This window comes from Halomonas sp., assembly GCF_033549285.1.
In the GTDB taxonomy this organism is placed as follows: Bacteria; Pseudomonadota; Gammaproteobacteria; order Pseudomonadales; family Halomonadaceae; genus Halomonas.
Genome location: NZ_JAWSUJ010000002.1, coordinates 89,428 through 115,012, shown reverse-complemented (window position 1 = coordinate 115,012; position 25,585 = coordinate 89,428). Strand labels below are relative to the sequence as shown.

At 66.5% G+C, this 25,585-nt stretch carries 22 protein-coding genes and 4 tRNA genes; 19 read left to right on the top strand and 7 right to left on the bottom strand.

Translation table 11 applies throughout. The features are described from left to right. A partial coding sequence (locus SCI24_RS01235; RefSeq protein ID WP_318723565.1) for a DMT family transporter occupies window positions 1–501 on the bottom strand: 501 nt, incomplete at its 3' end. A 140-nt stretch (window positions 502–641) separates the two neighbouring features. Between SCI24_RS01235 and pyrC the strand changes: the two genes are divergently transcribed. Further along, the gene (gene pyrC, locus SCI24_RS01230; protein ID WP_318723564.1) at window positions 642–1,685 is read left to right on the top strand and encodes a dihydroorotase; all 1,044 of its coding nucleotides are present in this window, start codon (window positions 642–644) and stop codon (window positions 1,683–1,685) included. Between the two features lie 61 nt (window positions 1,686–1,746). Then, window positions 1,747–2,049 (top strand): helix-turn-helix transcriptional regulator, encoded by a 303-nt coding sequence (locus tag SCI24_RS01225; protein ID WP_318723563.1) that lies wholly within the window; start codon window positions 1,747–1,749, stop codon window positions 2,047–2,049. 106 nt (window positions 2,050–2,155) lie between these two features. Here the strand turns inward: SCI24_RS01225 and SCI24_RS01220 are convergent, their stop codons facing one another. From SCI24_RS01220 to folD, 4 genes are all read right to left on the bottom strand, one after another. Next, window positions 2,156–3,163 carry an alpha/beta hydrolase gene (locus tag SCI24_RS01220; RefSeq protein ID WP_318723562.1) on the bottom strand — a complete coding sequence of 336 codons (1,008 nt, stop codon included), beginning with the start codon at window positions 3,161–3,163 and terminating at the stop codon, window positions 2,156–2,158. A gap of 2 nt (window positions 3,164–3,165) precedes the next feature. Next, complete coding sequence (gene mtnN / locus SCI24_RS01215) at window positions 3,166–3,900, bottom strand: 5'-methylthioadenosine/S-adenosylhomocysteine nucleosidase (RefSeq protein WP_318723561.1); 735 nt, start codon at window positions 3,898–3,900, stop codon at window positions 3,166–3,168. After that, window positions 3,897–4,364 (bottom strand): S-ribosylhomocysteine lyase, encoded by a 468-nt coding sequence (locus tag SCI24_RS01210; protein ID WP_318723560.1) that lies wholly within the window; start codon window positions 4,362–4,364, stop codon window positions 3,897–3,899. The genes mtnN and SCI24_RS01210 overlap by 4 nt, the downstream gene beginning before the upstream one ends. Before the next feature lie 76 nt (window positions 4,365–4,440). Further along, on the bottom strand, window positions 4,441–5,301 hold the full coding sequence (gene folD / locus SCI24_RS01205) for a bifunctional methylenetetrahydrofolate dehydrogenase/methenyltetrahydrofolate cyclohydrolase FolD (protein ID WP_318723559.1): 861 nt from the start codon (window positions 5,299–5,301) through the stop codon (window positions 4,441–4,443). A gap of 177 nt (window positions 5,302–5,478) precedes the next feature. Between folD and SCI24_RS01200 the strand changes: the two genes are divergently transcribed. The 11 genes from SCI24_RS01200 (at window position 5,479) to SCI24_RS01150 (ending at window position 15,977) form a co-directional block, all read left to right on the top strand. Continuing rightward, window positions 5,479–5,555: transfer RNA gene (locus SCI24_RS01200), tRNA-Pro, on the top strand. Window positions 5,556–5,622: 67 nt separating this feature from the next. Further along, a tRNA-Arg gene (locus SCI24_RS01195) sits at window positions 5,623–5,699 on the top strand. A 72-nt stretch (window positions 5,700–5,771) separates the two neighbouring features. Beyond that, window positions 5,772–5,846 (top strand) — tRNA-His (locus tag SCI24_RS01190). 24 nt (window positions 5,847–5,870) lie between these two features. Beyond that, window positions 5,871–5,945 (top strand) — tRNA-His (locus SCI24_RS01185). A gap of 253 nt (window positions 5,946–6,198) precedes the next feature. Then, the gene (gene tig / locus SCI24_RS01180) at window positions 6,199–7,584 is read left to right on the top strand and encodes a trigger factor (RefSeq protein ID WP_318723558.1); all 1,386 of its coding nucleotides are present in this window, start codon (window positions 6,199–6,201) and stop codon (window positions 7,582–7,584) included. A gap of 88 nt (window positions 7,585–7,672) precedes the next feature. Beyond that, complete coding sequence (gene clpP, locus SCI24_RS01175; RefSeq protein ID WP_318723557.1) at window positions 7,673–8,293, top strand: ATP-dependent Clp endopeptidase proteolytic subunit ClpP; 621 nt, start codon at window positions 7,673–7,675, stop codon at window positions 8,291–8,293. Window positions 8,294–8,418: 125 nt separating this feature from the next. Beyond that, entirely contained in the window at window positions 8,419–9,699 is a 1,281-nt protein-coding gene (gene clpX / locus SCI24_RS01170; RefSeq protein ID WP_318723556.1) for an ATP-dependent Clp protease ATP-binding subunit ClpX, read from the top strand. 179 nt (window positions 9,700–9,878) lie between these two features. Continuing rightward, window positions 9,879–12,287, top strand: coding sequence for an endopeptidase La (lon, locus tag SCI24_RS01165; RefSeq protein WP_318723555.1), 2,409 nt, complete (start codon window positions 9,879–9,881; stop codon window positions 12,285–12,287). Between the two features lie 177 nt (window positions 12,288–12,464). After that, window positions 12,465–12,737, top strand: coding sequence for an HU family DNA-binding protein (locus SCI24_RS01160; protein ID WP_106231210.1), 273 nt, complete (start codon window positions 12,465–12,467; stop codon window positions 12,735–12,737). A 183-nt stretch (window positions 12,738–12,920) separates the two neighbouring features. Next, complete coding sequence (locus tag SCI24_RS01155) at window positions 12,921–14,738, top strand: SurA N-terminal domain-containing protein (RefSeq protein ID WP_318723554.1); 1,818 nt, start codon at window positions 12,921–12,923, stop codon at window positions 14,736–14,738. A 213-nt stretch (window positions 14,739–14,951) separates the two neighbouring features. Beyond that, complete coding sequence (locus SCI24_RS01150; RefSeq protein ID WP_318723553.1) at window positions 14,952–15,977, top strand: CobW family GTP-binding protein; 1,026 nt, start codon at window positions 14,952–14,954, stop codon at window positions 15,975–15,977. A gap of 148 nt (window positions 15,978–16,125) precedes the next feature. Here the strand turns inward: SCI24_RS01150 and SCI24_RS01145 are convergent, their stop codons facing one another. Together SCI24_RS01145 and SCI24_RS01140 are read right to left on the bottom strand one after the other, a co-directional pair. Next, entirely contained in the window at window positions 16,126–16,887 is a 762-nt protein-coding gene (locus tag SCI24_RS01145; RefSeq protein ID WP_318723552.1) for a UDP-2,3-diacylglucosamine diphosphatase, read from the bottom strand. 85 nt (window positions 16,888–16,972) lie between these two features. Beyond that, complete coding sequence (locus tag SCI24_RS01140; protein WP_318723551.1) at window positions 16,973–17,479, bottom strand: peptidylprolyl isomerase; 507 nt, start codon at window positions 17,477–17,479, stop codon at window positions 16,973–16,975. 325 nt (window positions 17,480–17,804) lie between these two features. Between SCI24_RS01140 and SCI24_RS01135 the strand changes: the two genes are divergently transcribed. The 6 genes from SCI24_RS01135 to SCI24_RS01110 all read left to right on the top strand — a co-directional run bounded on the left by SCI24_RS01135 (window position 17,805) and on the right by SCI24_RS01110 (window position 25,582). Next, window positions 17,805–19,499, top strand: coding sequence for a glutamine--tRNA ligase/YqeY domain fusion protein (locus tag SCI24_RS01135; RefSeq protein ID WP_318723549.1), 1,695 nt, complete (start codon window positions 17,805–17,807; stop codon window positions 19,497–19,499). 1 nt (window position 19,500) lies between these two features. Continuing rightward, entirely contained in the window at window positions 19,501–20,907 is a 1,407-nt protein-coding gene (gene cysS, locus SCI24_RS01130) for a cysteine--tRNA ligase (protein WP_318723548.1), read from the top strand. Between the two features lie 198 nt (window positions 20,908–21,105). Then, window positions 21,106–22,452 (top strand): type II toxin-antitoxin system HipA family toxin, encoded by a 1,347-nt coding sequence (locus SCI24_RS01125; protein ID WP_318723547.1) that lies wholly within the window; start codon window positions 21,106–21,108, stop codon window positions 22,450–22,452. A 35-nt stretch (window positions 22,453–22,487) separates the two neighbouring features. After that, entirely contained in the window at window positions 22,488–22,754 is a 267-nt protein-coding gene (locus tag SCI24_RS01120; protein ID WP_318723546.1) for a helix-turn-helix domain-containing protein, read from the top strand. A gap of 12 nt (window positions 22,755–22,766) precedes the next feature. Further along, a complete protein-coding gene (locus SCI24_RS01115; RefSeq protein ID WP_318723545.1) occupies window positions 22,767–24,338 on the top strand; it encodes a TIGR02677 family protein in 1,572 nt (523 codons plus the stop codon). Continuing rightward, a complete protein-coding gene (locus SCI24_RS01110; RefSeq protein ID WP_318723544.1) occupies window positions 24,326–25,582 on the top strand; it encodes a TIGR02678 family protein in 1,257 nt (418 codons plus the stop codon). Before SCI24_RS01115 ends, SCI24_RS01110 begins: the two co-directional genes overlap by 13 nt. Window positions 25,583–25,585: the final 3 nt, after the last annotated feature.

The window sequence follows — 25,585 nt, the reverse complement described above, 5'->3', positions numbered from 1 at the left end:
CAGGGCCGAGCCGGCAATCAGCCACTGGCCGGGCTCGATGCGGAATCCCGCATTCAACGACAGCAGCATGAAACCGACCAAGGCCACCGGCAGGGCGATCCAGGTGGTGCGCGGTGGCCGGTCGCCGAACAGCAGGCGTGCCACCGCCGGCACCAGCAGGATGCCCAGGCTGTTGATGAAGGCGCTCTCGCCGAGGTGGCGGGAGTGGTGCAGGCCGAGCACCCACAGCGAGATGGCGGCGCTGAAGATCAGGCCCACGCCTGTGGCTCGCCGCCAGTCGGCAAGGGAGAGCCGGCGCAGGGCGGGGAGGGCGAAGAGCGCCAGGATGGCCCCAGCGATCAGGAAGCGTGTGCCGATGAACAGCAGTGGTGGCATACCGGCGAGTGCCTCCTTGGAGAAGATCCAGCCAGCGGCGGCCAGCAGGGTAACCAGCAGCAGCAGGAGGTCGGCGCGCAGCGGCGAGCGCTTGGGGTCGGCGAGGGGCGTCGGGCTCCGGGGCATGGGATAAGCGGTCGGGTATGTTAGCAGACAAATGACTTTGGTGGGCCTCGGGGTGGCGGCGGGGTTGCGATATACTGGCGCCACCCTTGGTCATGCCGACACCCACGTTTTCGATACAGACTTTCAAAACAGGACCTGCCGTGAACTCGATTACCCTGACTCGCCCGGACGACTGGCACCTGCACCTGCGCGACGGCGAGGCCATGGCCGCCGTGGTGGCCGCCAGTGCTCGCCAGATGGGCCGCGCCATCATCATGCCCAACCTCAAGCCGCCGGTGACCACCACCGAGCAGGCGCTGGCCTATCGCGAGCGCATCCTCGCGGCGTTGCCCGCCGGGGCCGGTTTCGAGCCGCTGATGACCCTCTACCTGACCGACAATACTCCGGCCGAGGAGATCGAGCGGGCCCATGCCAGCGGCCTGGTGCAGGCGGTGAAGCTCTATCCCGCCGGGGCGACCACCAACTCGGCCTCCGGTGTCACCGACCTGGCCCATTGCGACGCGGCCGTCGGCGCCATGGCGCGGCTGGGGATCCCGCTGCTGGTGCATGGCGAGGTCACTGACGCCGATATCGACATCTTCGATCGTGAGGCGGTGTTCATCGAACGGGTGATGAAGCCGCTGCTCGAGCGCCACCCGGGCCTGAAGGTGGTCTTCGAGCACATCACCACGGCGGATGCCGCCGACTTCGTAGCCGCGGCGCCGGCCAATGTCGCGGCCACCATCACCGTCCACCACCTGCTGTTCAATCGTAACCACATGCTGGTGGGCGGCATCCGCCCCCACTACTACTGCCTGCCGATCCTCAAGCGCGAGCGCCACCGCCAGGCGCTGCTGGCCGCCGCGACCTCGGGAAGCCCGAAGTTCTTCCTGGGCACCGACAGCGCGCCCCATGCGCGTGGCGACAAGGAGAGTGCCTGCGGCTGCGCGGGGGCCTTTACGGCGCCGGCGGCCCTGGAACTCTATGCCACCGCCTTCGAGCAGGCCGGGGCCCTGGAGCGCCTGGAGGGGTTCGCCAGCCACTTCGGCCCCGACTTCTACGGCCTGCCGCGCAACACCGGCACCGTCACCCTGGTGCGCGAGCCCTGGCAGCTGCCTGAGGCGCTGCCCTATGCCGAGGGCCAGACCATCGTGCCCCTGGCCGCGGGCGAGACGCTCGACTGGAGGTTCCAGGAAACAACCTGACCTCGTTATGCAACGTATTCGTTGCTATTGTTTACTTAAAGCAACGAATACGGTGCAAAGCATGTCCCTCCACGAGCAACTCAAGACCCGGCGTCGTGCGCTCTCCCTGACACAGCAACAGGTGGCTATGCGGGTCGGGATGACCCGCCAGCAGTACCAGCGGCTGGAAGCGGGGGGCAACCCGCGGCTGGACACTCTCAACCAGGCCGCTGACGGTCTGAATGCCCGATTGATGTTGATTCCCATCGAGAAGTGGCATGCGGTATTGGCGCTACTCGATCAAGGACTATCGTCTCGTCCCCCACTTGATGTGGACCCCTGGCAAGGGCTCCTCGACGATGAGGAGGATGACAATGGCCAATGAGCCCGTCGAGATGCTCGAGCTCTCGCTTCACGGCCGTCGATGCAATTCCTTGCCGAGACGGTCGATCGCGCCAGGAGTCAGTGGCCGTCTCAGTTGTCGTCACTGCCTATGGCAGAGGCGCATCAGCGCGTATTGAGGGAACATTGGAAACAGCTGGCGCCGGAGTGGCGTATCGAGTAGGGGCCGTTCGAGTGAGGGTCGTGCTGGGCTCTTCCTCCTGCAGTTGCCTGTCGATAAAGGCGATGCCGGCCTCGATGGCGCTGTCGCGGGTCAGGAAGCTGGTGAAGTGCCCACGGTAGTGCTGCAGGTAGAGCTCGCTCTCCACCCCTTGGGAGAGGAGCTCGGCGTGGAAGTCGGTGGCATGGTTCACCGGGACCAGGCTGTCCCAGCGGCCGTGGAAGAGGAAGTGGGGCGGGGTGTCGGCATCGACGTGGTAGATCGGCGAGGCCAGCCGATAGGCATCGGGCTTTTCGGCCCGGGTGCCGCCGATGAACTCCACCACCAGCCGTCCGTCAGCGAACTTGAAGAGGTCGCTCGGCAGGCCGCCGCCCAGCACCGCGGCCAGCCGGGCGTGATCGCCGCCATGGGGTGCGGCCAGGGGGCCGCTGCTGCCCAGCACGCCCAGCAGGCTCACCAGGTGGGCGCCGCTGGAGTAGCCGACGCCGACGATGCGGTGGGTGTCGATGCGCCACGCATCGGCCCGCTCGTGGATCCAGGCCATGGCCTGCTGCAGGTCGTGGAGCTGGGCGGGGAAGCGGTAGGTCGGGGCGAAGCGGTAGGCGACATTGACCGTCACGTAGCCGCGTTCGGCGAGCCGCTCGGCGATCTCGTCCATGTCGTCGGAGGTGCGCCGCTGCCAGCCGCCGCCGTGCACCAGCAGGGCCGCCGGGCGCAGCCGGTCCTCGGGTGTATCCGGGAGCAGGACGCGTGCCTCGAGGGCCTCCGGCCAGTCGGGTGGGGTATAGGTGATTGGCGCCAGGTGTTCGACGGTATAGTCGGCCGGTTCCACGTCGTTCAGGGACGTGACCTCGCCGTTGCGGTCGAGGTGGGTGGCACAGCCGGTCAGCAGCAGGGTCAGAAACAGCCCCCACCCGCCTCGCGTAAGACGGGCCATGCTCAGCCCTCGACCGTCTCGGCCTGCCGGCTATGGTGACCCAGGCGGTCGACCATGGCCGTGACCATGCGCGTGGAGTGGTCGGCGGCCTTCTCCAGGAACTCGCTGAAGGAGAGGTGGTTGTCGCCGCCGCCGGCGATGTCCGAGAGCGCGCGGATGACCACGAAGGGACAGCCGTAGTGGTGGCAGGTCTGGGCGATCGCCGCGGCTTCCATCTCGGCGGCCAGCATGGTGGGGAAGCGCGAGCGGGTCGTCGCCACCAGTTCGGGGCAGGCCATGAAGACGTCGCCGGTGGCGATCAGGCCCTCGACGACGTTGACCTCGCCCAGCGCCTCGACGCACTCCCTGGCCATGGTGACCAGCCGCGCGTCCGGGAAGTAGGCGGCGGGCATGTTGGGTACCTGGCCGTGCTCGTAGCCGAACACCACGGCGTCCACGTCGTGGTGGCGCACCTCGCTGGAGACGACGATATCCCCGATCTCGAGCCCCTCACCGAAGCCGCCGGCGGAGCCGGTATTGATGATCGCCTCGGGATGGTAGACGTCCAGCAGCAGGGTGGTGCCGATGGCGGCATTCACCTTGCCGATGCCGGACTGCAGGATTACCACCTCGATGCCATGCAGCTTGCCCAGGTGGAAGGTGCAGCCCACGTGCTGGCGGGTGCGGCGACCCTCCAGCTGCGCGGCGAGTGCGGCGACCTCCTGGGCCATGGCGCCGATGATGCCGATGCGCTTCATGCGAACACCTGGGTCCATTCGTCGCGCTTGGCCAGGAAGCCGCGGGCGATCTGCTTGGCGCCCTCCAGGCTGTGGCTCGCTGCCCAGCCGCACTGCATCTCGTTGCAGGCCGGGACCTCGTCGGCCGCGAGCACGTCCTTGAGGGTGCCTTCGACCAGATCGAGTACGCCGTCGTAGTCGTCGTAGTTGATCATCGCGATGTAGAAACCGGTCTGGCAGCCCATGGGGCTGATATCGACGACCTTGTCGGAGTGGTTGCGCGAGAGCTCGGCCATCAGGTGCTCAAGGGAGTGCAGGCCGGGCATCTCCATGTGGTCCTGATTGGGCTGGCAGATACGCATGTCGTACTTGTGGATGGTATCGCCGTGCTCGCCGGTCTTGATGTCGGCAAGGCGAATGTAGGGCGCCTTCACCTTGGTGTGGTCGAGATTGAAGCTTTCGACGTTCATCTTCTGGTCGGTCATCGGGAGACCTCGCGAGTCGGGAAAAATGGGCAGGCAATTTTAGCCGAATTCGACGAAAGGTGCACGACGCTCCTTGCTACTGCTCGGCATCGTGCATATCGGCGGCCTGCAGGGTGTTCTCGAGCAGGGTGGCCACGGTCATGGGGCCGACGCCGCCGGGGACCGGGGTGATCCAGCTGGCGCGCTCGGTGGCCGGGGCGAAGTCGATGTCGCCGATCAGGCGGCCGTCCTCCTGGCGGTTGATGCCCACGTCGATGACGATGGCACCGGGCTTGATCCATTCGCCCTTGACCAGGCCGGGCTTGCCCACCGCGACCACCAGTAGGTCGGCGCGCCGGACATGTGCCTCCAGGTTCTGCGTGAAGCGATGGCAGACGGTGGTGGTGCAGCCGGCGAGCATCAGCTCCAGCGCCATGGGGCGGCCGACGATGTTGGAGGCGCCGACCACGGTGGCATCCAGGCCGCGGACCTCGAGGCCGCTCGCCTCCAGCAGGGTCATTACGCCCTTGGGGGTGCAGGGGCGCAGCAGCGGCAGGCGCTGGGCCAGGCGGCCGAGGTTGTAGGGGTGGAAGCCGTCGACATCCTTGTGGGGCAGGATGCGCTCGAGGATCGGGCGGGCGTCCAGGTGCTCTGGAAGCGGCAGCTGCACGAGGATGCCGTCGATGCGGGGATCCGCGTTGAGCTGGTCGACCAGGGTCTCTAGCTCCTGCTGGCTGGTGTCCGCCGGTAGCTGGTACTTGAAGGAGCGGATGCCGACCTCCTCGCAGGCGCGGTGCTTGTTGCGCACGTAAACGGCGGAGGCAGCGTCCTCGCCCACCAGGACCACGGCCAGTCCGGGAATGCGCCCTCCGGCCTCGCGGCGTGCCTGCACCTGGCGAGCGACCTGCTGGCGGACGCGGGCGGCAATGGACTTGCCATCGATCAGTTGGGCGGTCATCGAGCTTCCCTCTGCTGGTGGGTGGTCGGGGCGGGGGATTTTCGCATGCCCGGGGCCCAAGGCAAAGCTGGCGGGCGGCAGTGGCGCGCTTCTCGCTTGACCCGAGGGGAAAGTTCCGTAGAATACGCAGCGCTTGACGAGGCCCCTGCGGCGGCGTCAGGGCCGTGCAAGAGCCGGCGGGGTGTAGCGCAGTCTGGTAGCGCGCCTGCTTTGGGAGCAGGATGTCGGGGGTTCGAATCCCTCCACCCCGACCACAACCTATTGATTGGGAAGTTTTATTTCTCATTTCGGGTTGCGGTCAGGCGCTCTGAGACGTAGAATGCGCCCATAGCTCAACCGGATAGAGCAACGGCCTTCTAAGCCGTAGGTTGCAGGTTCGAGTCCTGCTGGGCGCGCCATGGGTTCCATGGAGTGGCCGGTAGCGGTTCGGCCGACGCGTTTGAGCCTTCAGCAAGACCCGTGTCGTAGTGGTGGATGTAGCTCAGTGGTAGAGCCCCGGATTGTGGCTCCGGTGGTCGTGGGTTCGATCCCCATCATCCACCCCATCTCGACATGACCCCCAGGCAGTGGTGGATGTAGCTCAGTGGTAGAGCCCCGGATTGTGGCTCCGGTGGTCGTGGGTTCGATCCCCATCATCCACCCCATTGCCTCCTTCAGCAGTTCCCGCTTATCCCGGTTCATCCCCTGATGCCTTTTCGGTGCCATGGCGCCCGACTTCCCGTTGCCTCCCGCGGCAGTCGCCAGCACGGAAAAATCCCGGTCACGCCCCTTGTATTGTGTCGTCAGGCCCCCATCTGTTCAGGCACGGCGCTTGCCAGTACCGGGCGGGATTCTTAGAATCTCTCCGTTGACCCTTTCACGCTTTCACAGAACGCCCCAGTCGGTAGAGGACATTTCATGCAAGTTTCCGTCGATACGACCTCCCAGATTGAACGCCGCATCAAGGTCCAGGTGCCGGCCGCCGAGGTCGACGAGGCCGTTGCCGCCCGTCTCAAGGATGCCGCCAAGACCGTGCGCATGGACGGCTTTCGCAAGGGCAAGGTCCCGATGTCGGTGATCCGCCAGCGTTACGGGCGCGGCGTGCGCGACGAGGTGGTGGGCGAAGTGATGCGCGAGCGCTACGTGCGTGCCATCTCCGAGCACGAGCTCAACCCGGCCGGCTATCCGCAGATCGAGGCCACCGTCAACGAGGCGGGCAAGGACCTGGAGTTTACCGCGACCCTCGAGATCTATCCCGAGGTCGAGCTTTCCTCCATCGAGGGCACCGAGGTCGAGCGTCCGGTGGTCGAGGTGACCGAGGCCGACGTCGACGAGATGATCGATACCCTGCGCAAGCAGAACGCCGGCTGGGAAGAGGTCGAGCGTGCCGCCGAGGAGGGTGACCAGGTCACGATCGACTTCCAGGGCTTCCTGGGCGACGAGCCCTTCGAGGGCGGCAGCGCCGAAGGTCACGAGCTGGTGATCGGTTCCGGCAGCTTCATCCCCGGCTTCGAGGAGCAGCTGGTCGGCGCCAAGGCGGGCGAGGAGAAGGAGCTCAAGGTCACCTTCCCCGAGGACTACCAGGCCGAGCAGCTGGCCGGCCAGGAAGCGACCTTCAGGGTCAAGGTCCACGCCGTGAAGGGCCAGGCCCTGCCCGAGGTGGATGCCGAGTTCGTCGAGAAGTTCGGCGTCGAGGACGGCGATCTGGACAAGTTCCGCGCCGAGGTCAAGAAGAACATGACCCGCGAGGCGACTCAGGCCATAGACAACCGCGTCAAGCAGCAGGTGCTCGAGGCCCTGAAGAAGGCCAACGACATCCCGGTGCCCCAGGCGCTGGTGCAGCAGGAGACGGAGGGCCTCAAGCGCCAGGCGGCCCAGCAGTTCGGCCTCGGCGAGGACTTCGACGTCAGCCAGCTGCCCGACGAGCTGTTCGCCGAGCAGGCCAAGAGCCGCGTGCAGGTCGGTCTGCTGCTGGCCGAGGTGATCAAGCGCCACGAGCTCGCCGCCAGCGACGACGAGATCAAGGCCAAGGTCGAGGAGCTGGCCCAGCAGTACCAGGACCCTGAGCAGGTGGTCGAGTACTACATGGGCAACGACCAGCTCAAGACCCAGGTCCAGTCGGCTATCCTCGAAGAGAAGGCCGTCGATATCCTGCTCGAGCAGGCCAGCGTCAAGGACGTGGAGATGAGCTATCAGGAGGCCCTCGCCGCCGCCCAGCAGCAGGGCGAGGCCGACGAGGAAGGCGAAGAGGCCGAGGCCGAGTCTCAGGGTGAAGAGCCCCAGGGCGAAGAGAAGCAGGCCTGATCGCGCTGCGGCGCATCCTGCCCGGCCTCGCGGCCGGGCGGGAATTTACCCTACGCTTCCATTCATCGGATCCAAGGACATCACCCAGATGAGCAACCCGTTCGATATCCAATCCGCCGGTGGCCTGGTGCCTATGGTGGTCGAGCAGAGCGCGCGCGGCGAGCGGGCTTACGACATCTACTCTCGCCTGCTCAAGGAGCGCGTGATCTTCCTGGTGGGCCCGGTGGAAGACTACATGTCCAACCTGCTGGTGGCACAGCTGCTGTTCCTGGAGTCCGAGAACCCGGACAAGGACATCCACCTGTACATCAACTCGCCGGGGGGGGCGGTGACCGCCGGCATGTCGGTCTACGACACCATGCAGTTCATCAAGCCCGACGTCTCCACGGTGTGCATCGGCCAGGCGGCGAGCATGGGTGCACTGCTGCTGGCCGGCGGTGCCGCCGGCAAGCGCTATTGCCTGCCCAACTCGCGGATGATGATCCACCAGCCGCTGGGCGGCTATCAGGGGCAGGCCTCGGACATCGAGATCCATACCCGTGAGATCCTCGGCATCCGCGACAAGCTGAACCAGATACTGGCCCATCACACCGGCCAGGACATCGAGACCATCGCCCGGGATACCGACCGCGACAACTTCATGAACGGCCCCCAGGCCGCCGAGTACGGCCTGATCGATGCGGTGCTGGAACAGCGGCCGACATCCTGATAGCGTGAATTTCACCCGAGTGAGCTTTACACACTGAGACGTTTCCCGGCGGCCGAGACCGCCGTGGTGAACCCGACGCCCCATGAGCCATACTGTGGGGGCGTCACTATGAAAGAGGTACGCGAATGGCCGACGGCAAAGGCAAGGACGAAGGCGGCAAGCTGCTCTACTGCTCGTTCTGCGGCAAGAACCAGAACGAGGTACGCAAGCTGATTGCCGGCCCGTCCGTCTATATCTGCGATGAGTGTGTCGACCTCTGCAACGACATCATTCGCGAGGAGGTGCTCGATGCCGATGCCGAGACCGACGAGGAGCGCCTGCCCGCTCCCCGCGAGATTCGTCACACCCTCGATGACTATGTGATCGGCCAGGACCGCGCCAAGATGGTGCTGTCGGTGGCGGTCTACAACCACTACAAGCGCCTGCGCTTCGGCGCCAAGGACGACGACGTCGAGCTTGGCAAGTCGAACATCCTGCTGATCGGCCCCACCGGCAGCGGCAAGACGCTGCTGGCCGAGACCCTGGCGCGGCTGCTCAATGTGCCCTTCACCATCGCCGACGCCACCACCCTCACCGAGGCGGGCTATGTCGGCGAGGATGTCGAGAACATCATCCAGAAGCTGCTGCAGAAGTGCGACTACGATGTGGAGAAGGCCCAGCGCGGCATCGTCTACATCGACGAGATCGACAAGATCTCGCGCAAGTCGGACAACCCGTCCATTACCCGTGACGTCTCGGGCGAGGGCGTGCAGCAGGCGCTGCTCAAGCTGATCGAGGGCACCACCGCCTCGGTGCCGCCCCAGGGCGGGCGCAAGCACCCCCAGCAGGAGTTCCTGCAGGTCGATACCGGCAACATCCTGTTCATCGTCGGCGGCGCCTTCGCAGGTCTCGACAAGGTGATCCGTGATCGCGCCGAGAAGGGCGGCATCGGCTTCAACGCCGTGGTGAAGAGCAAGGACGAGACCAAGGGCGTGGGTGACCTGCTGCTCGACGTGGAGCCCGAGGACCTGGTCAAGTTCGGCCTGATCCCCGAGTTCGTGGGTCGCCTGCCGGTGATCGCCACCCTGACCGAGCTCACCGAGGATGCCCTGATCCAGATCCTCACCGAGCCGAAGAACTCGCTGATCAAGCAGTACGCCCGGCTGTTCGAGATGGAGGGCGTGGAGCTGGAGTTCCGCGAGGACGCCCTGCGGGCGGTGGCCGGCAAGGCCATGGCGCGCAAGACCGGCGCCCGCGGCCTGCGCTCGATCCTCGAGTCCGTGCTGCTCGATACCATGTACGAGATTCCCTCCCTGGAGGGGGTGTCGAAGGTGGTGATCGACGCCTCGGTCATCGCGGGCGAGAGCGAGCCGCTGCTGATCTACTCCCAGCAGGAAGCGCAGCGGGTCGACGGCACCGACGGCTGAACCAACGGGCGCCACGCCCCCGATGAGGGAGCGGCTTCATCCGCGAGGTGTCCGGTCGGCGCCTCGGGCGATGGACCCGCTCCCCTTCTTTTGCGCGCCGGTGCGTGCTGCCTTGCAATGGCGCCGGTTCGCCCCCACTCCTTGGGTATCCATCCGATTTCGTGTGAGGAACGTCTGCGATGCAGCAGAACGCCGAACAGACCCTGAGTCTGCCCCTTTTGCCGCTGCGGGACGTGGTCGTCTACCCGCAGATGGTCATCCCGCTGTTCGTCGGCCGCGAGAAGTCGATCCAGGCGCTCGAGGCCGCCATGGCGGCCGACAAGCGCGTCCTGCTGGTGGCCCAGCGCGAGGCCAGCAAGGACGACCCCGATAACGAGGACATGTTCGCCATCGGCACCGTGGCCGAGATCATGCAGCTGCTCAAGCTGCCCGATGGCACCGTCAAGGTGCTGATCGAGGGCGAGTCCCGGGCCGATATCCGCGAGATCGTCGCCGTCGATGGCGGCTACAGCCGTGCCGAGGTGAGCCTGCGCGAGAGCGAGCCGCTCAGCGAGCGCGAGCAGGAGGCGCTGGTACGCGTGCTGCTCAACCAGTTCGAGCAGTACGTGAAGATGTCGAAGAAGGTGCCCAACGAGGTGCTCAATTCGCTCTCCGGCATCGAGGACCCCAGCCGCCTGGTGGATACCATCTGCGCGCACCTGTCGCTGAAGATCGACGACAAGCAGCAGCTGCTGGAGATGGACCGGGTGCGCGACCGCATCGAGCACCTGATGGCGCTGATCGAGTCCGAGATCGACCTGCTGCAGGTGGAAAAGCGCATCCGCTCGCGGGTCAAGGACCAGATGGAGAAGTCCCAGCGCGAGTACTATCTCAACGAGCAGATGAAGGCCATCCAGAAGGAGATGGGCGAGCTCGAGAACGTGCCCAACGAGGCCGAGAAGTACGAGCAGGCCATCGAGGAGTCCGGCATGCCCAAGGAGGCCCGCGACAAGGCGCTCCAGGAGCTGGGCAAGCTGAAGATGATGTCGCCGAACTCCGCCGAGGCCACGGTGGTGCGCTCCTACCTGGACTGGCTGGTGGCGGTGCCGTGGAAGAAGCGCACCCGCATCAAGCATGACCTGGTGCACGCCCAGAAGGTGCTCGACGAGGACCACTACGGCCTCGAGGAGGTCAAGGCGCGCATCCTCGAGTACCTCGCGGTGCACAAGCGGGTCAAGAAGCTCAAGGGCCCGGTGCTCTGCCTGGTGGGGCCGCCCGGGGTGGGCAAGACCTCGCTGGGGCAGTCCATCGCCCGGGCCACCAACCGCAAGTACGTGCGCCTGGCCCTCGGCGGGGTGCGCGACGAGTCCGAGATCCGGGGCCATCGCCGCACCTACATCGGCTCGCTGCCGGGCAAGATGATCCAGCGCATGGCCAAGGCCGGGGTCAAGAACCCGCTGTTCCTGCTCGACGAGGTCGACAAGATCGGCATGGACCACCGCGGCGACCCCTCCTCGGCGCTGCTCGAGGTGCTGGACCCGGAACAGAACGATACCTTCAGCGACCACTACCTGGAGCTGGACTACGATCTCTCCGAGACGCTGTTCATCTGCACCGCCAACTCGATGAACATCCCCGGCCCGCTGCTCGACCGCATGGAGGTGATCCGCCTGCCGGGCTATACCGAGGACGAGAAGCTTGCCATCGCCCGTCGCTACCTGGTGCCCAAGCAGCTCAAGGCCAACGGCTTCAAGGCGGAGGAGCTGGAGTTCTCCGACGATGCCCTGCTCGAGCTGATCCGCTACTACAGCCGCGAGGCCGGGGTGCGCGAGCTGGAGCGCCAGATCGCCAAGGTGTGCCGCAAGGTGCTGCGCGAGCGCCTCGAGAAGGAGAGCCAGGAGGGTGCCCAGGCGCCGGTGCTGCTCTCGGCGGCCGACATCGAGCCCTATGCCGGGGTGCGCCGCTACAGCTACGGCCTGGCCGACCAGGAGGACCAGGTCGGCCGGGTGACCGGCCTGGCCTGGACCTCGGTGGGCGGCGAGCTGCTCAATATCGAGTCGGTGATCACGCCCGGCAAGGGGCGCCTGGACAAGACCGGCTCGCTCGGCGACGTGATGAAGGAGTCGGTGAGCGCGGCCCAGACGGTGGTGCGCGCCCGGGCCCTGGCGCTGGGCATCGACCCGGATCGCTTCGAGAAGGAGGACCTGCACATCCACGTGCCCGAGGGCGCCACGCCCAAGGACGGTCCCAGCGCGGGCATCGCCATGGTCACGGCCATGGTCTCGGCCTACACGGGGAGGCCGGTACGTTGCGACGTGGCCATGACCGGCGAGGTCAACCTGCGCGGCGAGGTGCTGCCGATCGGCGGGCTGAAGGAGAAATTGCTGGCCGCCAGGCGCGGTGGTATAAAGACAGTGCTAATACCCGAGGAGAACCGCCGCGACCTCAAGGAGGTTCCGGACAATATCAAGGAAGCCCTCGATATTCGCCCGGTTCGCTGGATCGATGATGTCCTGGAGGTGGCCCTGGCCGACAAGCCGGCGCCGAAAAAGGAGGAACCCAGAGCGGAAGACTCCACCTCCGCGGCGTCGATGGTCAGTACGCACTAACGATAATTTCCCCGCCATGCCGGTCACAGAATCCCGGTATGGCGGGGTTTGGCAAGGAAGGTTGCTTGACAGGTCTTTCACCGCATTGCTATAAACTACCGCCATGCTGTGATCGCGTCAGTCAGCCGAAAGTCTCGCCGATTAGAGCCAATTTACGAAAACGTCAAGGGGTGAAGTGTGAACAAATCCGAGCTGATCGAAGCCATTGCCGCGTCTGCCGACATTCCCAAGGCAGCGGCTTCTCGTGCGCTGGATGCCATGGTCGAGACCGTGACCGACAGCCTCAAGAAGGGTGACAGCGTTTCCCTGGTGGGCTTCGGTACCTTCCAGGTGAAGGAGCGCGCCGCCCGCACCGGCCGTAACCCGCAGACCGGTCAGCCGATCGAGATCAGCGCTGCCAAGGTGCCCAGCTTCAAGGCCGGCAAGGCGCTCAAGGACTCCGTCAACTGAGTCGACGGCGCCTGCCGCACCACTGACGGTTGGTTCCATAACAGGCGCATCGCCCCGGCGGTGCGCCTGTTCTTTTGTCGGTTATCCCTTTTTCGCCCACCCTCACCGCTGCTGGCGTCGCGTGATGCCCGGTGATGCGTATAATGTGGCGCGACCCGACTCACTTGATCCGCAGAGGCCTGCATGCTGCAAAGTATTCGTGACCGCTCCAGGAGCTGGGGCGCGAAGATCATCATCGGCGCCGTGGTCGTGACCATGGCGCTCTTCGGCGTGGAATCGCTGGTCGGGCTGCTGGGCAACAGTGGCGACGAGGTCGCCGAGGTCAACGGGGAGCCGATCACCCGCCACCAGCTGGAACTGGAGGTCCAGCGCGCGATCCGCAGCGGGCAGGTGCCGCCCGAGCAGGAGCGCGCCCTGCGGGCCGAGATGCTCGACATGCTGATCACCGACCGCCTGCTGACCCAGTATGCCGAGGAGGGTGGCCTGCATGTCTCCGAGGAGCAGCTCGACCAGCTGATCGTGAACCTGCCGGAGTTCCAGGACGCCAACGGCCGTTTCGACCGCGACCTGTTCCGCAACCGCCTCGCCAGCGCCGGCTTCACGCCGCTCTCGTTCCGCCAGCAGCTCAGCGTCGACGTGAAACGCCAGCAGCTCCAGCAGGGCCTGGCGGTGAGCGACTTCACCCTGGAGGAGGAGCGCGAGCGCCTGGCCGCGCTGCAGCGCCAGACCCGCAGCTTCCGCCATCATGCCCTGGTGCCGGCTGACCTTGAGACACCGCCCGAGGTCGATGAGCAGGCGCTGGAGGAATACTACGACGCCCACGAGGCGGACTACCGGCGTCCCGAGCAGGTCAGGCTGAACTATGTGGTCCTCGACCGCCAGGAAATGGCTGAGCAGGCCCAGGTCAGCGAGGAGGCACTTCGCGAGGCCTGGGAGGAAGGTGCGGCGGAGGCGGACCGCCGGGTATCGCATATCATGGTGACCTTCGGCGATGCGCGCAGCCGCGAGGAGGCCGAGGCCCTTCTCGAGCAGGTGCAGGAGCGCCTCGCCGAGGGCGAGGCCTTCGCCGAGCTGGCCTCCGAGGTCTCCGAGGATACCTCCACCAGCAACGACGGCGGCGACCTGGGCATCATCTCCCGCGGCTTCTTCGGCCAGGCCTTCGAGGAGGCGGCTTTCTCACTGGGCGAGGGCGAGGTGTCCGAGATCGTCGAGACCGACAACGGCCTGCACCTGGTCAAGGTCACCGAGCTGGACCGTCCCGCGTTCGAGGAGAGCCGCGACCAGCTGCGGCGTCAGCTGGCCCGCGAGCAGGTCACCGATGCCTTCAACGAGCAGGCCCAGCGCCTGATCGATGACAGCTTCGCCGCCGAGGACCTGGAGAGCGTGGCCGAGGACCTGGGACTGGAGCTGCAGCAGAGCGACTGGGTCGGTCGCGGCGGCGCTGACGGCGTGCTCTCCGAGCCGGGCGTGATGGAGCAGGCCTTCAGCGACGATGTGCTGGAGGAGGGCTACAACAGCGAGGTGATCGAGCTCGACGAGGATCGCCGCCTGGTGCTGCGGGTGGCCGAGCATCGCGAGGCGACCACCCTGCCGCTGGCCGAGGTGCGCGACGAGGTCGAGGTCGCGGTGCGCCGCGAGAAGACCCGTGAGGCGCTGGTTGAGCTGGCCGCGGAACGCGTCGAGCGCCTGCGCGCGGGCGAATCCCTGGAGATCGCGTGGCAGCAGGCCGAAGCCGTCAGCCGCCAGGGCGGGAGCGACCTCGCCGATGCGCTGATCGAGGCCGCTTTCCGCCTGCCGCATCCCGAGGGTGACGCGCCGGTCTATGGCCATGCCGTGGACGGCCAGCGCGTGGTGCTGATCGCCCTGGACGAGGTGCAGCCCGGCGAGCCCAACCAGCAGATCGAGTCCTTCGTGGCCCGCATGGCGGAACGGCTTCGTGCCCAGGCCGCCATTCAGGGGCTGCTCGACGACCTGCGCGAGGAGGCTGAGATTCGTCGCTAAGGCCTTCGGCCAGCTGCAAGCTACAAGGAGCAAGCGACAAGGAAATCCCTTGGCTTGCTCCTTTTGCGTTTAATCATACTGTCTTGCCGCTTGGCCGCTTGGCCGCTTGGCCGCTTGGCCGCTTGGCCGCTTGGCCGCTTGGCCGCTTGGCCGCTTGGCCGCTTGGCTCATTATGTTATCTTATAACACTTTCGCCACTTCCGGAGGCCATCCATGCCCGCTCCCCTGGCCAATGTCCCCGTCCACCTGGTCACCGGTTTCCTGGGAAGCGGCAAGAGCACCCTGATTCGCCGTCTGATCGAGCAAAAGCCCAACGGGGAGCGCTGGGCGGTGGTGATCAACGAGTTCGGTCGGGTAGGCATCGACCAGGCGATGTTTGCCGAGCGCGACGACCTGGTGGTCAAGGGGCTGCCGGGCGGCTGCCTCTGCTGCCAGCTGGCCTTCGTGTTGCAGGCCTCGCTGGTCAACCTGCTGCATCGCCACCGGCCGGATCGATTGATCATCGAGCCCTCGGGGCTCGGCCATCCGGCGGGGCTGCTGGACGTGCTTCGCGGCGAGGGTTTCGCCGGGGTCCTGGACGTGCGGGACATCATCGCGCTGCTCGATCCCCGGCGCCTGGACGACTCGCGCGCCCGGGATCACGAGACCTTCCGTGACCAGCTGGCCATGGCCGACGGGGTGGCCCTGACCATGACCGACCTGGCCACTCGCGAGCAGCGTGAGGCGGCCCGCGCCTGGCTGGGCGAGTTCTGGCCGCCCAAGCGCTGGATCGCCGAGGCGCCCCACGGGGCGCTTCCACTCTCCCTGCTGCTGGATAGCCGCCGGCATGCAAGGACGACCGGCGCTGCCTCGTCCGTTCACCAGGCGGCCCGTCCGGCGGCGGCGAACCTGGTGCTGGACGAGGTCGCGTGTCGCGAGCCGGCACCCGGCAGGCCGCTGCGGGAGGAGGGCGCTTCGCTGGGACATGCCACCCTGGGGTGGCGCTGGCATGCCGCCGAGGTCTTCGACCTCGACCGGGTCACGACGCTGCTGGGCGCATTGCCCGCCGGGTTGCGCGTGAAGGGCGAGCTGAATACTACTGAGGGCTGGAAGCTCTACAACCGCGCCGAGGGCACGGTCAGCCTCTCCGATACCGCCTGGCGGCGGGATTCACGACTGGAGCTGATCGGCGAGGCGGGCAGCCTGCCGGCGGCCGAGGCGCTGGAAGCGAAGCTGGCGGAGTGCCTGACCCCTAAGTGACGCTGTGATTTCGGAGCGTTGCCCCATCGCTTGCGGATACAGCTTGGAGAAAAACAATCGCGCTGCAAGCAGCACTCCCACACGATGGCCCAAGCACGGGAGATAGTTGCGGGAGCGCTCGGTTCGACGTCTCGACTTGCCGCGCGATTCAGGAGAGCGAAAAAGGCTGCAGCCGAGGCTCGCCACCCTCCTCGACGATGATCTCCCACCCCTTATCGGGCTGCCAGTCGCCCAGCACATAGCGCTTGGCAGGCTGGCCATCGACCTCTATCTCATGCACCGCGGGGCGATGGGTATGGCCGTGGATCAGGGTGCTGACGTTGTGCTCGGCCATCACCTTCGCCACCTCGCCCGGAGTCACGTCCATGATGTCCTCGGCCTTGTTGGAGTTGGCCTCCCCGGACTGCTCGCGCAGCTGCCTGGCCAGGGCGATGCGCTCCTGGATCGGCATCGACAGCACCTGTTCCTGCCAGAGCGGGTGGCGGGCCTGGGCACGAAAGGCCTGGTAGGCCTCATCTAGGGTGCAGAGGCTGTCGCCGTGCATCAGCAGGGCCTGCGTGCCACCGAGTCGAACCACGCTCGGGTCGGGCAGCAGGGAGGCGCCGGCCTCGCTGGCGAAACGCTCACCCAGCAGGAAGTCGCGGTTGCCGTGCATCAGGTAGATGGCCGTGCCGCCGTCGGCCAGGCGCTTCAGGGCGGCGGCGATGCGCGCTGCCAGGATGGCGTTGCCGGTGGGGTCCTGCTCGCCCAGGTCGAGCAGGTCGTCGCCGATCCATGCCTCGAAGAAGTCGCCGAGGATATAGAGGGCATCACAGCCCCGGGCACGCTCGTCCAGCCAGTGCAGGAACCCCTCGGTGATCTCGGGGGCGCCGGGGTGCAGGTGCAGGTCGGAAATCAGCAGGGTGGTCATGGGCGGCCCTGTTCAGACGGTGAAACGAAGCACGCCCGCCTCGATCGGGAAGCGATGGGCGGGCGTGTGGGAAGACAGGTGAGGATCAGGCCTCCGGCTCGTCCTTCACGTAGGCCTTCTGGATGACCACGTCCTCGGCGGGCACGTCGGCGTGCATGCCGCGACGGGTGGTGGGCACGGCCTTGATCTTCTCGACCACGTCCATGCCCTCGACCACCTCGCCGAACACGCAGTAGCCCCAGCCCTGGACGTTCTTGCCGCTGTGGTTGAGGAAGTCGTTGTCGGCGACATTGATGAAGAACTGCGCGGTGGCGGAGTGCGGGTCCTGGGTGCGGGCCATCGCCAGGGTGCCGGTGGAGTTCTTCAGGCCGTTGTCGGCCTCGTTCTCGATCGGGTCACGGGTCGGCTTCTGGTTGAAGTCGGTGTCGAAGCCGCCGCCCTGGACCATGAAGCCCGGGATCACGCGGTGGAAGAGGGTGCCGTCGTAGAAGCCGTCGCGGACGTACTGCTCGAAGTTGGCGGCGGTCTTGGGCGCCTTCTCGTGGTTCAGGGCAATGGTGATATCGCCGAAATTGGTCTGCAGTACGATCATCGATAAGTTCCTGTGCGGTAAAGGAGAGTTGCCTTGGCGTTGCCCATGGCTGTGGCGCTATAATAACGGTTTTGCTTCCATGCGCGAAGCGAGTCCGCTCGAACCGGAGGTGTTTGCGGAGGCCTGCAGCCAGGGGCGCCGGGGATAAGCCGAAGAGGAGGTCCTACGCTAGGGATGGCGTCGGTAGCGCCCAGGGATGGGTTCACAGCGCCTCCTCGGTGGTCCGGCACCCCGGGGGCTTGTCGCCGGATCAGCCCCGAGCAGAGCAGGCGTCTCCTGCAGCACTGCCCCGCCTCCCTCCCAAACCAGAGGTCGTTTTTTCGACATGTCCACCGACACCACCAGCGCGCCGAATTTCATCCGCAACCAGATCCGCGAGGAGATCGAGGCCGGCCGTAGCGGGAAGATCGTGACCCGCTTCCCGCCGGAGCCCAACGGCTTTCTGCATATCGGCCATGCCAAGTCGATCTGCCTGAATTTCGGGCTCGCCGAGCACTTCGGTGGCGACTGTCATCTGCGTTTCGACGACACCAACCCGGCCAAGGAAGAGCAGGCCTACATCGACGCCATCAAGGCGGATGTGCACTGGCTGGGCTTCGAGTGGGCGGGGCCGGTGCGCTTCGCCTCGGACTACTTCGACCAGCTCTATGCCTGGGCGCAGCACCTGGTGCGCGAGGGCAAGGCCTATGTCGATGACCTCTCGCCGGACGAGATCCGCGAGTACCGCGGCACCCTGACCGAGGCGGGCCGGCCGAGCCCCTATCGCGAGCGCAGCGCGGACGAGAACCTCGACCTGCTCGAGCGCATGCGCACCGGCGAGTTCGCCGAGGGCGAGAAGGTGCTGCGGGCGAAGATCGACATGACCGCGCCGAACATCAACCTGCGCGACCCGATCCTCTACCGCATCCGCCACGCCAGCCACCACCAGACCGGCGACAAGTGGAAGATCTACCCTTCCTACGACTTCACCCACGGCCAGTCCGACGCTCTGGAGGGGGTGACCCACTCGATCTGCACACTGGAGTTCGAGGATCACCGCCCGCTCTACGAGTGGTTCCTCGACAACCTGCCGGTGCCGGCGAAGCCCCGCCAGATCGAGTTCGCGCGGCTCAACCTCAACTACACCCTGACCTCCAAGCGCAAGCTCAAGCTGCTGGTGGACGAGGGCATCGTCGACGGCTGGGATGACCCGCGCCTGCCGACCATCTCCGGCATGCGCCGTCGCGGCTACACGCCGGCCTCGATCCGCAAGTTCTGCGAGATGATCGGTGTCACCCGCGCCGACGGCGGCCTGGTTGATATCGCCATGCTCTACCATGCCATCCGCTCGGATCTCGAGGACAACGCGCCGCGCGCGATGGCGGTGCTGAGGCCCTTGAAGGTCGTGCTGACCAACGTGCCGGAGGAGTTCGAGGAGACCTACGAGGTGCCCGGCCACCCCGCCCGCGAGGACATGGCGGTGCGCAAGGTGCCGTTCACCCGGGAGATCTTCATCGACCAGGATGACTTCATGGAGGAGCCGCCCAAGAAGTTCTTCCGCCTGGCACCGGGCAAGGAGGTGCGCCTGCGCAACAGCTACGTGATCCGTTGCGACGAGGTGGTCAAGGATGCCGCCGGCGAGATCGAGGAACTGCGCTGCTCCGTGGACTTCGACACCCTCGGCAGGAACCCCGAGGGGCGCAAGGTGAAGGGCGTGATCCACTGGGTCAGCGCCGAGCACGGCGTGCCCATGGAAGTGCGGCTCTATGACAACCTCTTCCTCGAGGAGCAGCCCGACAAGGACAAGGATGCCGACTTCCTCGAGCACCTCAATCCCGAGTCGCTGGTCACCGTGCAGGCCATCGGCGAGCCGAGCCTGGCCGGTAGCGATCCGGAGAGCCGCTTCCAGTTCGAACGCGTGGGCTACTTCTGCGCCGACCGCCATGCCAGCCGTGGCGACCGCCTGGTGTTCAACCGCACCGTGGGGCTCAAGGACACTTGGGCCAAGGTCCAGAAGCAAGAAGCACAGAAGAAGGGCTGATATGCAGATCTACAACACGCTGACCCGCCGCAAGGAGCCCTTCACGCCCATCGAGCCGGGCAAGGTGCGCATGTATGTCTGCGGCATGACCGTCTACGACTTCTGCCATCTGGGGCACGCCCGGGTGATGGTGGCCTTCGACGTCATCACCCGCTACCTGCGCGCCCGTGGCTATGACGTCACCTATGTGCGCAACGTCACCGACATCGACGACAAGATCCTCCGGCGCGCCGAGGAGAACGGCGAGTCGATCACCTCGCTCACCGAGCGCATGATCGCGGCCATGCACGAGGACGAGGCGCGCCTGGGTGTGCTGCCCCCGGATCGCGAACCCCGCGCCACCCGGCATATCGGCGAGATCATCGCCATGATCGAGACGCTGATCGCCAAGGGCTTCGCCTACGCCGCCGACAACGGCGACGTCTACTACCGGGTGCGCCGCTTCGAGCGCTATGGCCGGCTGAGCAACCGCGACCCCGACGAGATGCGCGCCGGCGCCCGCATCCAGGTGGACGAGCACAAGGAGGACCCGCTGGACTTCGTGCTGTGGAAGGCGGCCAAGCCGGGCGAGGCCAGCTGGCCCTCGCCCTGGGGCGAGGGGCGGCCCGGCTGGCATATCGAGTGCTCGGCCATGTCGACCTGCTGCCTGGGCGAGACCTTCGACATTCACGGGGGCGGGCCGGACCTGATGTTCCCCCACCACGAGAACGAGATCGCCCAGAGCGAGGCGGCCACCGGCCATGCCTACGTCAATACCTGGATGCACGCCGGGGCAGTGCGGGTGAACCACGAGAAGATGTCCAAGTCGCTGGGCAACTTCTTCACCATCCGCGAGGTGCTGGTGCACCACGACCCCGAGGTCGTGCGCTACCTGCTGGTGGCCAGCCACTACCGCAGCCCGATCAACTATGCGCCGGAGTCCCTGGCCGAGGCGCGCAAGTCGCTGGAGCGCTTCTACAACTCACTCGAAGGTCTGGCCCTCGACGACATCGAGCCTGGGGAAGGGACGGTGGATCGTCGCTTCGATGAGCGCTTTACCGCGGCTATGGATGATGACTTCAACACCGCCGAGGCGCTCTCGGTGCTCTTCGACCTGGCCCGGGAGCTGAACCGGACGAAGAAGGACGCCCCTGAGCAGGCGCCGGCGTTGGCCGCCGAGCTCAGGCGCCTGGGCGCCGTCCTGGGGCTGCTGCAGCAGAACCCGGTTGCCTTCCTCAAGGGTGGCGCCGATGACCTGCCGCTCTCGGAAGCGGAGATCCAGGCGAAGATCGACGCACGGGCCGCGGCCAAGAAGGCCAGGGACTTCGCTGCCGCCGACGCCATCCGCGACGAGCTGGCAGCACTCGGCATCATCCTCAAGGATGCCCGCGAGGGTACGACCTGGGTGTTCGAGAAACCGGAAGGCTGACGGCAGCCTGGAAGCCCCTGGCTGAAAGCCAGCAGACGCCCGGTCCCTCCATGGGGGCCGGGCGTCTACGCATAAGAGCCCTTCAGTAAGTGCGTTATTATGCTCAATAAATAAAAAACCTATGGAAAGTGTGCAGAATACTTCCCATACTGCATGGCATAGTGCCATTTATGAGCAGAATGATGCACAAGGTTTGCCATGAAACTCACGCTGCAAATACACTTCGATCAGCACTGGCACGATGCTGCCGAGGTCTCCTTGCCAGACCCGGAGCGGGGGATACATGGTGCGTCTCGGCTGCGTTATGCGGCCGACTATGCCGTCGAATGGATGTTCCATGACGACCTGCATGCCAGCAGTCTGTTGCTCCCCGTGGAGCTGATGCTGGCTCATGAGTGTCCACGCTGGTTCGGCTTCCTGGAAGACATCATGCCGGCTGGGGCGAGTCGTCGCTTCTGGGTGGACTATCTCGGCATTCATGATCTTCCGGTCGGGCGCCAGGACGCGGAGCTGCTGGCCCGCGGCACCATCGCGCCGGTAGGCAACCTGCGCATCAAGGAGGCAGTACCCGACGACAGCCTCAGGGAGGTGCTGGGGGAGTGCCGCTTTCCGGTGCAGAGCGTCGTGGAACGCGATGTTGACTTCCTGGAGTATGCCCAGCAGATGGGGGCAGCCAGCGGGGGGGCGACCGGCGCCGGTGGGGAGGCCCCCAAACTGCTGCTCAGGCTCGCCGGTGATGAGCAGGTCTGGATCGATACCTGGCAGGACGAGGTTCACCGACCGGATCTGCCGATGCTGGTCAAGTTTCCGCGCGGCAGCCGCTCCGCTGACGACTGCGATATCCTGCGTGCCGAGTATTACTACTATCAGGAGCTGACTGCCCTGGGCATCGATACCATCGATACAACGTCCATGCGGCTGATCGAGGGTGAGCGATATCCTTCGCTCTGGCTGCCTCGCTTCGATAGGCACTACCGTTACGGCGCCTGGGCTCGCTACGGCCTGGAGTCTGTCTACTCCTTGATGGGGGCGGCACCCGGCACCTTTCTTCGCCACGGCGAGACCTTGCGCCGGCTAGTGGGATTGCTGCAGGCGCAGTATCGCGTCCGCGAACTCGGCGAAGCCTTCGATACCCAAGCCTTCGTGATCGAGTGGGTGCGGCGCGACCTGCTCAATATCGCCTTTGGTAACTCCGATAACCATGGTCGTAATATGGCCTTGCTCAAGCGCCCTGAAGGCATCGGGCTGGCGCCGGTCTATGATTTTGCCCCCATGCGGGCCGACCCTGATGGGGGCACGCGTACCACCCAATGGGGCCCGCCGCTTGAAGCCGGGAGGGAGTATGACTGGCATGCCATTGCCGAATCCCTGTCAGACCTTGTGGACCCCGAGCAGTTGATGGAGACGTTCCGCCGGCTGGCCGCCGACCTCGATGGGTTGGATGAGCGCCTGGCCGCGCGAGGCGTTCCCCCTCGCATTCTGGATATGCCGTCGGTAGGCTTGCGCTCGCTGGGTACGCGACTCAAGCGCTGGGGGATGCTGTGAAACTCCGCAATGTCGATGATCGGGAAGCGGCGTTAGTGGCACTGCTGAAGCGCTTCTATGCCGGTGAGCTCAGTGACGGTCAGCTGTTGCGCGCCCTGCGCCGGGACGTGCTGGGGCTCTCCCAGGCACGGTACGCGAGCCTGGTCGGCATCAGTCGGCGCACCTTGTCGGATCTGGAGGGGGACAAGGGCAATGTCACCCTGGAGTTGAAGAATCGCACCTTCCGACCCCTGGGGCTGGAGGTCAGCTTGCTGCCGCGCAAGCGCAGCCTGCTTCAGCAGGCGTTTAAGCTTACCGAATAAACGGGAGCCCGCTTGGACTATACCTCTTTCAGCTATGTCACCGCCGAGAAGGCCGATCTCTACCGGCGGGTGATGGGCGCCTTCGTGGAGGCCAAGTCGCACTTCCTGGTCCACCTGCGGCCGGAGGATGTGCAGCAGCAGATCGGTGAGCCGGAGCTTGCCACCGTGCAGGCGGCGCTGACCCAGCTGGTGACCTGGGGCAACCTGGCCGCCGAGCGAGACAACGCCCGGGTGACCAGCGTCGAGGATTACTACCGTGCCCTCTATGTCTACCAGATCACCCGCCAGGGCGAAGCCGTTGAGGCCGCTCTGGCCTCCTTCGAGCAGGCGCTGGGGAGGCGTGGTGCCCTGCAGAGCGTGGCCCTGGAGGATATTCGCACCCGCCTGCGCGCCTTGTTGACCCTGGCGAGAAGCGAGGCGCCCTCGGCCACCGAGAGTCAGCTGCTGCTGCGCGACCTGGCCGGCGTCTTCGCCGACCTGGCCGAGAATGCCCGGGCCTTCATGACCGGGCTGAACCGCACCCTGGAGGGGCGGGGCAGCGATGCCGATGCCTTCCTGCTCTACAAGGAGCGCGTGATCGGCTATATCGAGCGCTTCCTGGGCGACCTGACCACCGCTTCCGGCGAGATCGCCGAGCTGATCCGTGCCCTTGAGGGTGACGGTGGCCGAGAAGTTGGCGTTGAAACCGGTGAGGGGGAGGCCCCGGTGGCACGACTGCTGCGCCAGGCCGCCGAGCGCGAGCTTCTCGACCTGGCCCCCGGGGAGTCACCCGATGACGAGGAACGTGCCCGGGCCTTCGCCGAGGCGTGGCGGCGCTGGCACGGCCACTGGGAAGGGCTGCGCGCCTGGTTCCTCGACCAGCCGGGGCGGCAGGCCCAGGCCCGCCTGCTGCGCAGCAGCGCCCGGCGCGCCGTGACCCAGCTGCTGGAGATGGTCGGCCGACTCAACGAACGTCGCATGGCGCGCAGCGACCGCTCCGCGGATTTCCGCACCCTGGCGCGCTGGTTCCTGGAGTGTGACAGCGACGGCGAGGCACATCGCTTGTGGCGGACCGCCTTCGGCCTGACGCCGGCCCGCCACCTGGTGATCGATGTCGCGACGGCCGAGGCGTGGCAACAGGTCCCGGTGCCGGCCGCCACGCCCTGGGCCGAGGCACCAGGCATGCAGGTGCAGGCGCGGCTGCGCGCCACCGGCAGCTACCAGAAGCCCGGGGCGCCGCCCAAGCTGCGCAGCCGTGCCCGGGAGCGAGAGCTGCTGGCCCGTCAGCTGGCCGAGGAGGCCAGTGCGGCCCGGGCCGCACGGCGTCAGCTGGTGGAGCGTCGCGCCAAGCGCCTCTCGGAGCTTGGCGAGCTGGACGACGGTGCCTTCCGCCTGCTGCTCAACCTGCTCGGCGAAGCCCTGGCGGCAAGCCCAGGCGATGACACCCCCGTGACCACCACCACCGGGGACGGCAGCCTGCGTATCACCCTGGCGCCACTGGGGCCCGAGACCACCGCGACGCTGCGCACGGAGGCCGGGATACTCAGCGGCCGCGACTACCGCCTTGAGATCATCGATCTGGAGGAGGACACATGGAGGAGCTGAGCGATGCCCTGACGCGCCAGCGCCAGGAAGAGCAACGCCGCGCCCTGCGCGTCCTGCTGGCGCGACCGCTGATCCGCAGTGATGACAGCGCCTTTCCCCTGATTCGCCGCCATGCGGCCATGCTTCGCGATTGGCTGGCTCGGGAGGCCGGCTGGCACCTGCAGAGCGAGCGTGACTTCGTGCGCCTGCACAAGCGTCCCGCCGATCGTGACGACCCCACCCGTCCGGCGACGGTGGGACGCGGAATCCAGCGCAAGACCTTCAATCGACGCCGCTATGCGCTGTTTTGCCTGCTGCTGGCGGATCTCGAGCGCGGCGATGCCCAGATCACCCTGGGGCGCCTGGGCGAAGGGCTGGGCCAGGCGGTCAGCGATCCCGCCCTGGCCGAGCGTGGCCTGGCCTTCTCGCTGGACCACCAGGAGGCGCGGCGGGATCTGGTGGTGGTCGTGCGCTTGTTGATGGAGCTCGGGGTGCTGGTGCGTGTGGCCGGCGACGAGGAGCAGTTCCTGCGCCGCGGCCTGGAGGGCGACGTGCTCTACGACGTGGACCGCCGACTGCTCGCTGCGTTGCTGGTCACCGCCCGCGGGCCCTCCCTGGTGGCGCTGAACGGCGCCGACGCCGAGCTCGACCTGGACGCGCGCCTGCATGCCTTGAGCGAAACCTTCGTGCCGGATACCCCCGACGGGCGCAACCGCGAGCTGCGCCACCGCCTGGTGCGGCGGCTGCTGGATGACCCGGTGGTCTACCGGGAGGACCTTGACGAGGACGAGGTCGCCTATCTGGTCAATCAGCGCGGGCCCCTGCTGCGCCGGCTGCATCAGGCCACAGGGCTGGTGGCCGAGGTGCGCGCCGAGGGGCTGGCGCTGGTGGATCCCGACGGCGAGCTGACCGACGAGAAGATGCCGGCCGAGGGCACCGAGGGCCACCTGGCGTTGCTGATGGCCGAGCGGCTGGCCGTGGCTGGCCCCGAGGGCGTCGCCCTCGAGGAGACCGAGGGCTGGATTCGGGAGTGGCAGACATCGTTCCGCCGCTACTGGCGCAAGTCCGCCTGTGAGCCCGGCGCCGCCCATGGCCTGGCTCGGCAGACCCTGGCCCGCCTGGCCTCGCTGCGCCTGGTGGAACGGCAGGGCGAGGTCGTCATTCCGCTGCCGGCGCTGGGACGCTTTCGCGTTCACACGCCCCACCTTCCCGATGCGCCCGTCAATTCTCAACCCGATCTGGCCGAGTCATCTTTCGATGAGTGAGCG

Bases quoted from the DNA above. Each gene is read 5' to 3' on its own strand.
- SCI24_RS01225 (WP_318723563.1), top strand. From the start codon at position 1,747: ATGTCCCTCCACGAGCAACTCAAGACCCGGCGTCGTGCGCTCTCCCTG.
- SCI24_RS01220 (WP_318723562.1), bottom strand. From the start codon at position 3,163: ATGGCCCGTCTTACGCGAGGCGGGTGGGGGCTGTTTCTGACCCTGCTG.
- mtnN (WP_318723561.1), bottom strand. From the start codon at position 3,900: ATGAAGCGCATCGGCATCATCGGCGCCATGGCCCAGGAGGTCGCCGCA.
- SCI24_RS01210 (WP_318723560.1), bottom strand. From the start codon at position 4,364: ATGACCGACCAGAAGATGAACGTCGAAAGCTTCAATCTCGACCACACC.
- folD (WP_318723559.1), bottom strand. From the start codon at position 5,301: ATGACCGCCCAACTGATCGATGGCAAGTCCATTGCCGCCCGCGTCCGC.
- tig (WP_318723558.1), top strand. From the start codon at position 6,199: ATGCAAGTTTCCGTCGATACGACCTCCCAGATTGAACGCCGCATCAAG.
- clpP (WP_318723557.1), top strand. From the start codon at position 7,673: ATGAGCAACCCGTTCGATATCCAATCCGCCGGTGGCCTGGTGCCTATG.
- clpX (WP_318723556.1), top strand. From the start codon at position 8,419: ATGGCCGACGGCAAAGGCAAGGACGAAGGCGGCAAGCTGCTCTACTGC.
- lon (WP_318723555.1), top strand. From the start codon at position 9,879: ATGCAGCAGAACGCCGAACAGACCCTGAGTCTGCCCCTTTTGCCGCTG.
- SCI24_RS01155 (WP_318723554.1), top strand. From the start codon at position 12,921: ATGCTGCAAAGTATTCGTGACCGCTCCAGGAGCTGGGGCGCGAAGATC.
- SCI24_RS01150 (WP_318723553.1), top strand. From the start codon at position 14,952: ATGCCCGCTCCCCTGGCCAATGTCCCCGTCCACCTGGTCACCGGTTTC.
- SCI24_RS01145 (WP_318723552.1), bottom strand. From the start codon at position 16,887: ATGACCACCCTGCTGATTTCCGACCTGCACCTGCACCCCGGCGCCCCC.
- SCI24_RS01140 (WP_318723551.1), bottom strand. From the start codon at position 17,479: ATGATCGTACTGCAGACCAATTTCGGCGATATCACCATTGCCCTGAAC.
- SCI24_RS01135 (WP_318723549.1), top strand. From the start codon at position 17,805: ATGTCCACCGACACCACCAGCGCGCCGAATTTCATCCGCAACCAGATC.
- cysS (WP_318723548.1), top strand. From the start codon at position 19,501: ATGCAGATCTACAACACGCTGACCCGCCGCAAGGAGCCCTTCACGCCC.
- SCI24_RS01125 (WP_318723547.1), top strand. From the start codon at position 21,106: ATGAAACTCACGCTGCAAATACACTTCGATCAGCACTGGCACGATGCT.
- SCI24_RS01110 (WP_318723544.1), top strand. From the start codon at position 24,326: ATGGAGGAGCTGAGCGATGCCCTGACGCGCCAGCGCCAGGAAGAGCAA.